This is a genomic window from Murimonas intestini (genome assembly GCF_024622195.1).
GTDB lineage: Bacteria > Bacillota > Clostridia > Lachnospirales > Lachnospiraceae > Murimonas > Murimonas intestini.
Genome location: NZ_JANKBI010000002.1, coordinates 51315 through 64865, shown reverse-complemented (window position 1 = coordinate 64865; position 13551 = coordinate 51315). Strand labels below are relative to the sequence as shown.

Sequence of the window (13551 nt, the reverse complement as noted above, 5' to 3'; positions counted from 1 at the left end):
TCCACACATGGCGCTTTCAATAGTTGATGTACACTGACTGACAGATAGTGGCGTTGGCGGCTTTAAGTATAAGCCCGTCAACGCAATCCGTATGCTTTATCTCACATACTCAACTTTGCTGATTTTATGAAATCACCTATAATATAGTCAATTTCTTCTTTAACTATTTCTCTATCTCATTTATCCTTATCTTTTATGACACTTACATTCTCTTATTTCTTTTGCTTTTCTATAAACTCGTCTATCGTTCTTTTACATTCCTTTACGACTTCTATATACTCTTTAAGGTCTTCTTTTTCGACAACTATACTTTCATCCCCTGGATATCTTGTAGTAAAATATAGTCCGTTTACCAAATTTAAGGCCTGCCTGTTTAATTTTACTTCCGGCAAGTAATTATTAATGTACTTTGATAATTTACTTAGATTATGCGTTCTTAGTATTTCTGTCTTTTGACTGTTTTCTTGTAAATCCTTCGGAACAATATACTCTTCAATCAGATGCTTCAAATACTTTTCACATACTTCCTGCGCCATTGCCCCCATAGCATTGGCCACAAAATCTTGTTCGTAAGCATTTATAAGAAAATGATATGTGTTATCTGCAAAATCATAGTATGTCCTTAAATCTTTTTCCAAATCTCCTCCCCCTCCTTCAAGATGTTTCTATAATAGGTCTGACTGCTGTTCTTCCACCCATTTCCAAATACCACCTTTAAATCAATCTCCGGCGCATCTATTTCATCTTCCGTAATAGTCCCTTTTAACCATATGATCTCTCTCTGAATCTCACGATTGCCTTTTTGAGATGGGTCCAGCACTAAAAGCAGATCAATATCACTGTCCCAGTTTTCCTGGTTTTTTACAACACTGCCATACAAGTAAAGCTCTTTAACATAATTAGCCAATTTAGAACATTCAATTTTATTTTCTGCTGCATGTAGTGCCCTCTTATGACGAATACTTTTTAACTCCATCCTTCCCCTCCTCATTATATTTCTAGAAATAATGTTTACCAAAGAGGAGCGATTACTCGCTCCTCTTTTATTATTTCGATCTCTTTAAAAGCCTTCCCTGATTAAGGCTTTTAATTTTTTCTCTAAGCTTCCTCTTCCGCCTTGATCTGAAGCCCCAGCTCATCCAGCTGATCCTGATCCACCAGTCCCGGAGCTTCTGTCATAAGGCAGGAAGCATCCTTTACCTTCGGGAATGCGATCACCTCTCTGATGCTGTCTTCTTCTGCCATCAGCATGATAAGGCGGTCCAGGCCATAGGCCAGTCCTGCGTGGGGCGGAACTCCGTACTTGAAAGCATTCAGCAGAAATCCGAAGCGGTCCTCGGCCTGTTCTTTTGTGAAGCCCAGCACTTCAAACATCTTAGCCTGAACATCATTCTGGAATATCCTGACGCTTCCTCCGCCTATCTCTGTACCATTCAGGACGATGTCATACGCCTTAGCCCTGACTGCGCCCGGGTCAGTGTCGATCTTGTCCAGGTCCTCTTCCATGGGCATTGTAAACGGATGGTGCATTGCCACAAAGCGGTTCTGGTCCTCTGACCACTCCAGCAGAGGGAATTCTGTGACCCATAGGAATTTATATTCGTTCTTGTGAAGAAGCCCCAGGTTCTTAGCGATCTCCAGACGAAGGCTGCCCAGCACATCCCATACTACTTTATTCTTGTCAGCTGCAAAGAGAAGCAGGTCGCCCGGCTCCCCTTCCATGGCAGCTGTCAGAGCTTTCAGTTCTTCCTCTGTCATGAACTTGGCAAAAGAGGATTTGCAGGAACCGTCCTCATTGATCGCCATATATGCCAGTCCTTTTGCACCGTAGCCTTTTGCAAATTCCACAAGGCTGTCTATTTTTTTCCTTGGCATGCTGCCCTGGCCCTTTGCATTGATACCCCGGACACTGCCGCCGCCCTTAAGCGCTCCCGTGAATACGCCAAATCCGCAGTTTTCCACTACATGTGACACATCCTTAAGCTCCATGCCAAAACGCGTGTCAGGCTTGTCTGAGCCGTATCTGTCCATGGCCTCCAGCCATGTCATCCTGGGGATCGGGAGCGGCACGTCCACTCCGATGGCTTCTTTAAAGATATGTGCAAGAAGCCTTTCATTTACATCGATAACGTCATCTATATCCACAAAAGAAAGCTCCATATCGATCTGGGTGAATTCAGGCTGCCTGTCGGCGCGCAGATCCTCATCCCTGAAGCATTTTGCCAGCTGGAAGTAGCGGTCATACCCGGAACACATCAGCAGCTGCTTGAAGAGCTGCGGGGACTGAGGCAGGGCGTAGAAGCTGCCCGGATGAACACGGCTGGGCACCAGATAGTCCCTGGCGCCTTCAGGAGTGCTCTTGATCAGCATAGGCGTCTCGATCTCCAGAAATCCTTCCCCGTCCAGGAATTTACGTACAGCTGTCGCCACCTTGCTGCGCAGCATAAGATTCCTCTGCAGGTTCGGACGGCGCAGGTCCAGATAACGGTATTTCAGGCGGAGCTCATCCTTTGTCTGGATGCCCTCCTCGATGGGGAACGGAGGTGTCTCAGATTCAGACAGGATGCGCAGCCCCAATGCCCTTATCTCCATCTCACCCGTCTTCAGATTCTCATTTACAGCGCCTGAACGCTTCTCTACACGTCCAGTCACCGCGATCACAAATTCACTTCTCAGCTTTCCGGCTTTTTCAAAGCCCTCTGTCCCGATATCATTCTCATCAAATACGATCTGCATCAGGCCTGAGCGGTCACGCAGGTCCACAAAAATAAGGCTTCCTAAATTCCTTCTTTTCTGTACCCACCCCATCAGGGTGACTTCAGAACCTATATCTTCCCTTGTCACTTCTGTACATCTGTGGGACCGCTTCAGTCCCTTCATTGACTCTGCCATTTTACTTTTCTCCTCTTTTCCTGTTCATTTAAAGAATTCCCGGATCTCCTCATAGCCTTCTGCTGTCAGCTGATCCTTCTGGAACTTTTTATTTTTCTTCATCACTGCCACGTTCACTGTGCTGCCCAGTGCTCTCTCCTCCGCCGCTTTTTGGAACACCTCCAGCAGCTTGTCAGCAGGCATCCCCTTCTCTATGAGAAATGCCTTCTTTCCGCCTGTCTTTGGTATCTGGTAATCTTTTTCAAGCAGAAGCATAACGATCCGCTCAAAGCCTATAGAAAAGCCGCAGGCACATGTCTGCTGCCCTGTGAATTTGCCTATCATCTCATCATAGCGTCCGCCGCCGCCCACGCTGCCGGCAAACCCGTCGATGCTTATCTCAAATATAGGCCCTGTGTAATAAGACATGCCGCGCACAAGTGTGGGGTCAAACACTATCTGGAAATTGGCTGTCTTAACTGCCTCCACACTGGAAATGATCGTCTCCAGCCCGGATGCACATTCCTCCTCCAGAACCCCTGAGAGCTTCTCCTTCAGGAAACGCACGCCATTCAGGTCATTTGTGATCTCCTTAAAGAGCCCCAGATACTTATCTACATTTTCCTGGGGGAAGCCTTCCTTTACAAGTTCCTCTGCCACACCGTCAATGCCGATCTTGTCCATCTTATCCAGGATGATAAAGACAAGGTCGTAGCTCTCCGGGGCAAACCCGCTGTAAGCTGCCATGGCTTTTAAGATTTTCCTGTCATTGATGCGGATGGTAAAATTCTCAAAATCCAGCTTTCCCACAAGTGTGGAAGTAGCCAGGATCAGCTCTATCTCCGCCAGGATGGAAGGCTCGCCCAGAATATCTATGTCACACTGCATAAACTGGCGGTAGCGCCCTCTCTGAGGCCTGTCGGCCCTCCACACATTCCCCATCTGAAGCGCTTTGAATGGGGACGGCAAATCATTTGCATTATTAGAATAATATCTGGAAAGGGGGACTGTCAGGTCATAGCGGAGCCCTCCGTCTACAAGATCCTGTTCTCCTGATGCACCCTCCAGCTTCAGCTTCTCGCCTCTCTTCAGGATTTTAAAAATCAGCTTCTCATTTTCCCCGCCCTGCTTGCTGGACAGATTTTCTATGTGCTCCACACACGGAGTCTCAATTGACTGGAAACCAAAAGTACTGTATGTGTCCTTGATCAGGCGTATCACATAATCCCTGATCTCCATCTCCCTCGGTGTAATATCCTTCATGCCGGTGACCGGCTTTTTTTTCAGACTCATTCTTTCTCCTCCTCTGCTGTTATACCGAATATTTCTTCATAGACCTTGGCGTCCGCCGTCTCCTCTATCCCATCCTCGTGGAGGAGCCGCATAAATGCCAAAAATATTTTCATATCAAAATTTTTTACTTCTTCGATCATCAGCTCTACTGCTGTATCCATATCAAATGACTTTCTGTACGGCCTGTCAGAGATGAGTGCAGCGAACACGTCGCACACCCTGATGATCCTGGCGCCCAGCGGGATATCCTCCCCCACCAGATTGGAAGGGTATCCTGTCCCGTCGTAATTCTCATGATGATAGAGGACGCTGTCCAGGACGAACTGGGAATAACCTCCCTGCTCATTAAGGATGGCATAGCTGAGCCCTGAATGGGACCTTACGTATTTCATTTCCTCTATGGTCAGGGTATCCTCCCCTCTTCCATAGATGTACTTTTCCAGCTCCAGCTTCCCCACGTCGTGCACCATGCCCGCCATGGCAAGCTGATAGCAGTCGTCCTCATCCATGCCCAGCTCCCTGCCTGTCAGATATGCCAGATTGCTGACGCACATCCCATGGGCCAGTTCCTTTGCCATATCAAATTGTATGATACGGTACTGCTTCATAGCCTGCTCCTCTTTCTGTCTATCATTTCATCAATGCGTTCCACATAGTTTTTAATATCCTTCACATTTTCCACACGCTCTATCCTTCCGTCAGGGTAGACGATCTTTGTGGAGGCCCCGGCGCCCAGAGCCAGGATGCTCTGCTTTTCCTCCATCATCAGGATATTGTAGAGCCCTGCCTTGCCTGTCCTGGCATAGCCTACGTTCTCCAGATTTCCCGCCATATTCTTCTGCCTGTACAGGTAATATGGTGACAGCCCGCCCAGGGCCGCATATCTTGAAGTCATATCCATGATTTCCAAATTATTGGTAAATGTCAGCTCTTTATACTCATCCTTAAACATACTCAGCCTGGCTGCCCTCTTAACCGCCAGCGAATGGACAGTGATGCTGTCAGGCCCCATGGCCATAACTTCCTGCATGGTATGCTCCACCTCCGGCTTCTCCTCGCCGGGAAGCCCTACGATCAGGTCCATATTTATATTATCAAAGCCCAGTTCCCTGGCAAGACGGAATGCATCAGCCGTCTCCCGGACGGTGTGCTTCCTGCCTATCAGATCCAGCGTCTTCTGGTTCATAGTCTGGGGATTGATGGAAATCCTCGAAATACCGTGTTCCTTAAGCACCTCCAGCTTTTCTTTCGTAATGCTGTCAGGCCTTCCCGCCTCTACTGTAAATTCCTTTACATGGCTGTAATCAAAATTCTGCTCCAGAAGCGTCAGAAGCCTGTCCATCTGGTAAGGCTCTAGGGTAGTGGGCGTCCCGCCCCCTATATAAACTGTATCCAGTATCTTATCCCTGTATGCCCCTCCGCCATAGACGATCTCCTTCTCCAGGGCATCCAGATATTCATCCACCCTGTCCTTCCAGACAGAAATCGGACTGGAGCTAAAGGAACAGTAAAGGCAGATGCTTGGGCAGAAAGGGATCCCCACATAGAGGCTGTAGCCCCTGGCATAGTCAAATTCCTTCAAAAGATGCCTCTCCCTGTTGGCGATCATAATGCCAAGAGCTGCCTTTTCACTGCTGCAGCGGTACTTATCCCTCATATATGCGGCAATCTCAGTGTTCTTCCAGCCCTTCTCCAGCAGTCCCATAGGAATTTTCGTAGGCCTTATGCCTGTCAGGTTCCCCCATGGCAGCTTCTGCCCTGTATATGCGCTCAGCAGGTCATACAGGAGCTGCTTGAGCGCATTTTTTGTCTCCGCCCTGTCAAAGTCCTGCCCCAGTGCAATGTTTCCCTTCCGGGCCGCATCTTTACCGGAGCTTTCCTGATGATCTCCGTAAGGTTCTTCCAGGTATATGGAGATTTCATTATCCCCATAAGTTATCATTATCCTGAGGATGCATTCCTCCTGATCCTCTTCTCCGGCAGCCTTTTGGCCTGCATTCTCTTCCGGGCAGGAGACAGTTACATCCACCCCCGGATAAAAAGCCCTCACCAGAGAGTGGATATCATATTCAAAATCATTTTTATTCTGATGTACTTCTATCATCTTTTCTCCCATGTCATGCAAAAGGATTATACTGCTTTTCATGGCCAATGTCAGTGGGCATCTCATGTCCCGGATATACAGCCACATCCTCAGGCAGTTCTTCCAGAAGCCCTCTCACGGACTGTCTCAGTACAGCTGCGCTTCCCGTGGGGAAATCAGTCCTTCCGATGCTCTCACAGAAAAGTGTGTCGCCTGAAAAAAGTACTTTCTCCTCAGGAATGTAGTAGCAGGCCCCGCCTGATGTATGCCCCGGCGTATGCAGTGCCCGGATGCTGAAACCGGCGTATGACAGCTGCTCCTTATCCCTGATATACCTGTCAGCCTTTATCCCATATGGTGTCCCGAAATATCCCGTCAGGTTCTTGGACGCGTCTGTCAGGACCTCTTCCTCAGCCTCCATGGCTGCTACAGGTATCCCGAAGCTTTTTCTTAATTCCTCCGCCGCACCTATATGGTCAAAATGGCCATGGGTGAGAAGGACAGCCACAGGCACAGCCTGCAGGCTTTTCAGCTTTAACGTTATCCCCTCCGCATTGTCAGCCGGATCTATGATCAGCGCTTCCTTTGTCTCTTCATTCACTGCCAGATAGCAGTTCGTCCGCATATCTCCCAGTATCAAACGTTCTACGTGAAGTTTTCCCATATCTATCTCCTATCAGCCAGTCGTCCTCTCTATATCGAGCACGCTCTCCACCTGTCTGATCTTCTCGATCAGACGGTTCAGTTCTTCCTTGCTTGGCACATCAAAGGAAAGCGCTATTGTTGCCGTTCCCTGTTTGCTGGTCCTGGAATTCATACTTGACACATCAATCTTGCGCTCTGTGAGGATCTTGGATATATCCACCAGAAGCCCTGTCCTGTTATTTGCATAGACCTTGATCTCTGCCATATAAAGCTCACGGCCGCCCTTCTCAGGCTGCTGCCATTCAGCATCGATCAGTCTGACCCTGTCTTCCTCTGTCAGGTTTATGACATTCACGCAGTCAGTCCTGTGTATCGATACACCGCGCCCCCGCGTGACAAATCCCACGATCTCATCACCTGGCACAGGGCTGCAGCACTTGGAAAAACGCACCGCTACGTCATGGATGCCCTTAACCACAATGCCGCCTTTTGTCTTGGCTATCTTGACTTTTTCCCGGGATTCAGCCGCCTCAATGATATTTTCATCTGTCAGTTCCTTCTTATGCTGCTTCTCCCGCTCTTCCAGCAGGCGGTTGACCACCTGGCCTTCCTTCAGCCCGCCGTGGCCAATAGCTGCCAGCACAGATTCCCAGTCGCGGAACCCGTATTTGCGCATGATGCTCTCCATATAGGGCGGCTTTGTCAGATCGCTCAGGACAATGGATTTCATCTTGCAGTACTGCATGAGCATATCCTTGCCCTTTACTATATTATCCTCTTTCAGTTCATTCTTAAACCACTGGTTGATCTTATTCTTGGCCTGGGTGCTCTTGACGATCTTCAGCCAGTCACGGCTCGGGCCTTTTGAATTCTGGGACGTGATGATCTCGATCCTGTCCCCGTTCTGGATCACATAGTCGATGTTCACCAGCTTGCCGTTCACCCTGGCCCCCACCATCTTATTGCCCACGGCGCTGTGGATGCTGTACGCAAAATCAATAGGTGTGGAACCATTGGGCAGGTTCTTTACATCACCTGCAGGAGTAAAGCAGTAGACATTCTCGGCAAAGAGATCCAGATCGCTCTTTAAGAGGCTCATGAATTCCTTATTGTCAGACATGTCCCTCTGCCATTCCAGGATCTGCCTGAGCCAGCTTAGCTTCTCTTCCTCCTGGCTGCTGCCGTTCTTCTTTCCGTCAGATGCCTCTTTATATTTCCAGTGAGCGGCAATACCATATTCCGCTGTCCTGTGCATCTCAAAAGTACGTATCTGTATCTCAAAGGGCTGCCCTGTGGGGCCGATCAGTGTAGTGTGAAGGGACTGGTACATATTCGGCTTTGGCATGGCGATATAGTCTTTAAAACGTCCCGGGATAGGCTTATACATCTCATGGATGACACCGAGGGCGGCATAGCAGTCCTTGACAGTATCCACGATGATCCTGACTGCAAAGAGATCATATATCTGATCCAGTGTCTTCTCCTGGTTGACCATCTTCTTGTAGATGCTGAAGAAATGCTTAACGCGCCCGTCCACCTCAGCCTTGATCCCGGCCGCCTCTATGTGGAAACTGACTTCTTCCACTATATTCTGTACAAAATCTTCCCTGTCCTTTTTCCTGAGCGCTATCTTCTCCACCAGGTCATAATAGACCTCCGGCTCCAGATATTTCAGGGAAAGGTCATCCAGCTCTACCTTGATCTTGGAGATACCAAGCCTCTGTGCAATAGGGGCATAGATGTCCATGGTCTCCCTTGCCTTCTCACGCTGTTTCTCAGGCCTCATGTATTTCAGCGTCCGCATATTGTGCAGGCGGTCTGCAAGCTTTATAAGGATGACCCTGATATCCTTTGCCATGGCCAGAAACATCTTCCTCAGATTTTCTGCCTGGACCTCTACCTTATCGGCAGAGTAGGACAGCTGGCCCAGCTTTGTGACACCGTCTACAAGAAGTTCAACCTCATCGCTGAATTCCTGCCTGATCTCCTCCGCGGTCATGACAGTATCCTCCACCACATCATGAAGGAGTCCGGCCACGATCGTTTCCTTGTCAAGCTCCAGATCCGCCAGGATGATTCCGACACACAGCGGATGGATAATATAAGGCTCCCCTGATTTGCGGCACTGCCCCTGATGGGCATCTGACGCGATCTTGTATGCCTTTTCAATCATAGAAATATCCGTGGAAGGATGATACCTCTTCACACTGGCTATCAGCTCCTGATACAATAATTCAGGGCTGGTGAAGTCTTCCATGCTTTTTATACTGGCATCTGCCTTCTTTATCTCTTCCAGCTTATCTTTCTTAGTCTTTTCATCCATCGCCATTACACATCACCATCTTCTATCTATTATTTGCCTTCATAGCAGATAACGGAAGCCACATCATAGCCCTTTAGCTTCTCTCTGCCATTCAGGCCTGCCAGTTCCATCAAAAATAACACTTTAACAACCTGTCCGCCCATCTCTTCCACCAGCTTGATGCTGGCTTCCACTGTACCGCCTGTGGCGATCAGGTCATCTACGAGCACTACCCTCTGTCCCGGCCGGATGGAATCACTGTGCATCTCGATCTCTGCACTGCCGTATTCCAGGTCATAGCTCATGGAGACAGTCTCCCTGGGCAGCTTCCCTTTTTTCCTGACAGGAACAAAGCTTTTATGCAGGTTATATGCAAGAGGCATACCGAACATGAATCCTCTTGATTCTGTCCCAACCACAACATCAAATTCTGTCTCCCCTATAAGCTGCTGCATAGAATCAATAGCAAGATGCAGTCCGTCAGGATCCTGCAGCACACTTGTAATATCCCTGAAAATTATCCCCGGTTCCGGAAAATCAGGAATGCTTAATACATAATCCTCTATCTTCTTCATCATATCCACCTGTCCTGTAAATTCAATAAAAAACCCCGCAGGGTACTTTCTCACTCATATAGTATAACCGCTGTTTTCAACGATTGCAACAAAAAAAAGAGACATATTCCGTCAGGAATCTGCCTCTTTTTCGCCAAATTGACAAATTATTGCTTTTAACTAAAATCCTGTGACATATTTTGCGGATCCTGCGGGCTGTCAGGCGGAATGAAATCTCCGTTTCATAAGCCATCCGCTTATCACACATCCCATCATGCACCCGATCCCATTGTGAATTATATCGTCCCACTCAAACAGGCCGCGGCAAAAGACAAGCTGGCATATTTCAATCACGAAAGAGACCAGCATACCTGCCAGCAGCCCCTTCCACCACGCCAGCCTGCGCCTCACAATTACAGGAAGCAGCAGCCCTGCGGGCAGAAGCAATACCATATTCAGGAGATTTTCAGTCAGCAGTTCCCTGTTCCCATGATAAACAGCCTTCCATGACCAGAACAGCTCCAGCTCATATTTATGATGCAGCCCCGGCTCCCTTGTAAATACCGTTGACCCAAATACAATCCCCAGAAAAAGAAGCAGGAGCAGCCCTGCAGCAGCCTGTGAAACCACGATCTTCTGCTTACGGACCAGACGAAGCGATATATATGCGGCGATCACAAAGATTACAGAAAAGCAAATCATTTCCCGGATCGTCCAAGCCCGGTTGTGGGAAATCATAATCTGGTATAAATCCACTTCTGTACCGCCTTTCCTGGTATTCCGGCCGGGTTGCGCTGAGTCCGCTGCCACTGACGCATCATGTTCTCATACCGGCATTAAAGCATATTTTTCCTGCATTTTTTCACTTCTGCATAAAGAGCGCTCTCTCCGTTTTTCTGTAATAAGCTCAACAGTCGGCCTGTCCACTCCCCGCAAAAATAATGAATACTGAATTTTCCATCGTATTCCTCAAATGTCTTAATACCTTCTTTCTTCACCTTATCTGTAAATCTTTGATAAGCCAGCTTCAGATATTCCCTGCAGCGGTTTTCCTCTGCCTTCTCGTCTCTTTGCCAAACAAAACCAGGGCGGTTCATCAGCCCCAGATAAAGCAGCTTGTCAATTTCTATACTTTCCGAGTCAAAATAATCTTCTAAATATACCCGGCCCTCCTGCTTTTCCTTGCCAACCTCCGGATAATCCTCCAGGCATTTATTCCGCTCCTGCACACTTTCTATGGAATCTATTAAATCCTTTGGTTTATTCAAACAGCAGTATTTATACTTTTTTCCGCTGCCGCAGGGACATGGATCATTTCTCCCTATCTTTCTGGAAACAGCCTGCTCTCTGCCCTTCTTCATTAATTCTTTCGTTAACTTTTCTAAATCCATACTGCCCCTGTCATTTCCTGCCTCATCTAAATCAGGTTCAAACATCGCCCAATTCTTCAGGCTGTCAGACGCCTTCAGCGACGGACTGCAGAAACGGCTCTCATAGTCTCTATATGTGAACATATAATCCACACATGATTCATATCCACCCATACTCGCTTCATCCACTAACCCCTCATCCACCATAAAGCGAATCTCCGGAAGCATATCTGCAAAATGACAGCGGCAGATCACATTAGCTAAACTATCATAAAGATAATTATATTCTTTTCCGCTGTGTACATACTCCTTTATAAATGCTTTCCACTCTTCCTCTTTCAGTTCTCCGTCCAAATATAACTGCCCCATTGTTTCCAGCACTTCTGACCGGACATATTCATCAACATCATCATTCATGACTGTGCTCTTTAAAAGTTCTAAATCCCCATTATATGTATGATAAACTACGTCATTAAGCCCGGATGTCACTGCATCACCGATCAGATATTCCAGCACCTCACCTGGCAGTGAGATAAACTCCATTATTTTTGGGAAAAACTCCCTGTCCTCAAATTCCCCAAGTAAAAACAGCGCATAAAAATGAATCTGATAGTCATCCTCCAGATCCATTTTCTCCTCAAGCGCCTTCTCAATAGCACTTCTTAAATACGGAATCGCTTCCTTTGGGTTGGCTGTTATAACTTCAAAGGCTTTTTTAGGAAATCTTTTAGTTATATATGTGATTTCTGATATTGCATTTTGTAAATCGCTCATCTTTTGCTACTCTTAGTTTTCTTATTAATATTTTTCGTGTTAGAATCTTATTTGTCTTATGCTTGCATTTTGCTTATGTTTGCCGGTTCTTTTTTACTGCACTTCATATTGCTGCTTTTATTATACCCATTTCAAGTATAGGCGTCAATGCCGGCACCTGCACTCCTTTGTAGAATTAAAATATTGACCCAATTAAAGCAGGAGCTTTGACAGCGTAATATTCATTCACAGACCTGCTGAATCATTACAACTCTATTTCAAATATTTTCCAAGATCTGCTTTCACAATTTCTTCCACCTCTTCCGCAATATTTTTTGCCTTTTCCCTGTCAAATTTAATCTGTCCGGCAACCGCAAGCAGTTCCTTTTTACCCGGATCTCTGCCATTTCCATCTACAGTTGTCGCATGTTCTCCACCTATGGAATTGCTGTAAGTAAGATCATAGGCTGGCGACAATTTCCACCTGTTCCCACTATAGATTAAAGAAAAATTCTTGGAATGGTCATCCCGATTGTGCGCATACACATTAAAACACATCTGGCGATACAATTTTTCAATCTCGTCATAATCCCGTGTCATTTTCATCGTCAGCTGCATCAATATATGATAGTCCAGATTCGGTATACGATGCGATGTCTCTAACAGCGCGCTTACCGATGCCATATGAATCCGCCTTCCATTGTTTCTGTCAAAACGCTTTACTGCAAAGTATCCTGTGTTAAGCCCTGAATCAAGCAGCCGTGTTTCCGGCATTTCAATACCACATCTTTTTGCACACAAAGAATATTCATACTCCTGCTCACCAATATTTATTTGATCAATTGATGATGGAAATTTCACAATCCATTCTTCTCCATCTATCTCGTAAAATATCTTTGGTTTGGCTCCGCCGGAAGAACCACCCATTTGAAACAATGCATCCAAATTCTCTGATTGATTGGTTTCGAACATTTTCTGGCACTCCAACGCAAGCTGATCCAACGTAAGATCACTGTTTTCCCGCTCCAAATCATGTTCCGGCCGATAGGTCAATGCACCCATTCCGGAAGATGCCACAATCGCCAGACGATTTAAGGCATCCACTTTGGCTGGTTCTATCTTTTCTCTTCTTAACATCCTGTCTACCAGCAGCCTGCCCCATCCATCCGGCAAACTATCAGAAAACACGCCAAACAGCCCATCAAAAGGTTCATACTTTTTAGGCAGAAATACCCCTTTCTCCAATGGAAGTGATATGGGGTTAAGTGAAAAGCCACCTGATATCCAGCCGTCATCATATTCGAAAGCCACCAGGTGGTTGTTAGCCAAAGCCAAAGTTCCCACCTTTTTATCTCCCAGATACACCTTTAACGCTTTATAATTGTTCATCAATAACCTCCTGAATAGACGCATATCCTTTTTTTGCAAACAACTGGTCAAAGTCGTCCTCGAAGCCCAGTGCAAACCCGATTTTTATCAGGGATGATAAAGATATCTCCCCTGTCCGTTCAAATCGTTTCACAGAACCCAGACTCACATCAGCCCGTTCACCAAGCTGTATCTGGGACCATTTTTTCTCCTTTCTTCTTGCCCGCACTCTGGCTGCTATATTCAGATTTACATCTCCTGGAGATTTCAAAAAAGAAAACTCATTCATAGTTAATATTTTAACCCAAATAC

12 protein-coding genes and 2 pseudogenes are annotated in these 13551 nt (G+C 46.8%); all 14 read right to left on the bottom strand.

The features are described from left to right. Positions 1–212: 212 nt before the first annotated feature. Positions 213–638: a HEPN domain-containing protein gene (locus NSB28_RS04285; protein ID WP_109625334.1), complete on the bottom strand. Its 426-nt coding sequence runs from the start codon at positions 636–638 to the stop codon at positions 213–215. Next, entirely contained in the window at positions 623–976 is a 354-nt protein-coding gene (locus NSB28_RS04280) for a nucleotidyltransferase family protein (protein WP_187374353.1), read from the bottom strand. The genes NSB28_RS04285 and NSB28_RS04280 overlap by 16 nt, the downstream gene beginning before the upstream one ends. A 122-nt stretch (positions 977–1098) precedes the next feature. Beyond that, positions 1099–2892 (bottom strand): aspartate--tRNA ligase, encoded by a 1794-nt coding sequence (gene aspS / locus NSB28_RS04275; protein ID WP_109625332.1) that lies wholly within the window; start codon positions 2890–2892, stop codon positions 1099–1101. A 24-nt stretch (positions 2893–2916) separates the two neighbouring features. Next, positions 2917–4164: a histidine--tRNA ligase gene (gene hisS, locus NSB28_RS04270; RefSeq protein ID WP_109625331.1), complete on the bottom strand. Its 1248-nt coding sequence runs from the start codon at positions 4162–4164 to the stop codon at positions 2917–2919. Then, a complete protein-coding gene (locus tag NSB28_RS04265) occupies positions 4161–4772 on the bottom strand; it encodes an HD-GYP domain-containing protein (protein ID WP_243134927.1) in 612 nt (203 codons plus the stop codon). The genes hisS and NSB28_RS04265 overlap by 4 nt, the downstream gene beginning before the upstream one ends. Further along, a complete protein-coding gene (gene hemZ / locus NSB28_RS04260) occupies positions 4769–6268 on the bottom strand; it encodes a coproporphyrinogen dehydrogenase HemZ (protein WP_109625685.1) in 1500 nt (499 codons plus the stop codon). Before hemZ ends, NSB28_RS04265 begins: the two co-directional genes overlap by 4 nt. Positions 6269–6281: 13 nt before the next feature. Then, the gene (locus tag NSB28_RS04255) at positions 6282–6911 is read right to left on the bottom strand and encodes an MBL fold metallo-hydrolase (RefSeq protein ID WP_109625330.1); all 630 of its coding nucleotides are present in this window, start codon (positions 6909–6911) and stop codon (positions 6282–6284) included. 12 nt (positions 6912–6923) lie between these two features. Then, the gene (locus NSB28_RS04250; RefSeq protein WP_330665342.1) at positions 6924–9221 is read right to left on the bottom strand and encodes a RelA/SpoT family protein; all 2298 of its coding nucleotides are present in this window, start codon (positions 9219–9221) and stop codon (positions 6924–6926) included. A gap of 23 nt (positions 9222–9244) precedes the next feature. After that, positions 9245–9769: an adenine phosphoribosyltransferase gene (locus tag NSB28_RS04245; protein WP_109625329.1), complete on the bottom strand. Its 525-nt coding sequence runs from the start codon at positions 9767–9769 to the stop codon at positions 9245–9247. Positions 9770–9967: 198 nt separating this feature from the next. Then, entirely contained in the window at positions 9968–10504 is a 537-nt protein-coding gene (locus NSB28_RS04240) for a VanZ family protein (RefSeq protein WP_109625683.1), read from the bottom strand. A 503-nt stretch (positions 10505–11007) separates the two neighbouring features. Next, positions 11008–11085, bottom strand: a pseudogene (locus tag NSB28_RS25070) (SEC-C metal-binding domain-containing protein); the annotation flags it as partial. A gap of 222 nt (positions 11086–11307) precedes the next feature. Next, positions 11308–11892, bottom strand: a pseudogene (locus tag NSB28_RS25065) (DUF1186 domain-containing protein); the annotation flags it as partial. Between the two features lie 252 nt (positions 11893–12144). Then, positions 12145–13260 (bottom strand): type II toxin-antitoxin system HipA family toxin, encoded by a 1116-nt coding sequence (locus NSB28_RS04230; protein WP_109625327.1) that lies wholly within the window; start codon positions 13258–13260, stop codon positions 12145–12147. Next, a complete protein-coding gene (locus NSB28_RS04225) occupies positions 13247–13510 on the bottom strand; it encodes a helix-turn-helix domain-containing protein (RefSeq protein WP_257497457.1) in 264 nt (87 codons plus the stop codon). The genes NSB28_RS04230 and NSB28_RS04225 overlap by 14 nt, the downstream gene beginning before the upstream one ends. Between the last annotated feature and the right edge of the window lie 41 nt (positions 13511–13551).

What these genes read in the sequence shown, in the direction of transcription:
- NSB28_RS04280 (WP_187374353.1), bottom strand. Translation starts at nt 976, where the DNA reads ATGGAGTTAAAAAGTATTCGTCATAAGAGGGCACTACATGCAGCAGAA.
- aspS (WP_109625332.1), bottom strand. Translation starts at nt 2,892, where the DNA reads ATGGCAGAGTCAATGAAGGGACTGAAGCGGTCCCACAGATGTACAGAA.
- hisS (WP_109625331.1), bottom strand. Translation starts at nt 4,164, where the DNA reads ATGAGTCTGAAAAAAAAGCCGGTCACCGGCATGAAGGATATTACACCG.
- NSB28_RS04265 (WP_243134927.1), bottom strand. Translation starts at nt 4,772, where the DNA reads ATGAAGCAGTACCGTATCATACAATTTGATATGGCAAAGGAACTGGCC.
- hemZ (WP_109625685.1), bottom strand. Translation starts at nt 6,268, where the DNA reads ATGATAGAAGTACATCAGAATAAAAATGATTTTGAATATGATATCCAC.
- NSB28_RS04255 (WP_109625330.1), bottom strand. Translation starts at nt 6,911, where the DNA reads ATGGGAAAACTTCACGTAGAACGTTTGATACTGGGAGATATGCGGACG.
- NSB28_RS04250 (WP_330665342.1), bottom strand. Translation starts at nt 9,221, where the DNA reads ATGGCGATGGATGAAAAGACTAAGAAAGATAAGCTGGAAGAGATAAAG.
- NSB28_RS04245 (WP_109625329.1), bottom strand. Translation starts at nt 9,769, where the DNA reads ATGAAGAAGATAGAGGATTATGTATTAAGCATTCCTGATTTTCCGGAA.
- NSB28_RS04230 (WP_109625327.1), bottom strand. Translation starts at nt 13,260, where the DNA reads ATGAACAATTATAAAGCGTTAAAGGTGTATCTGGGAGATAAAAAGGTG.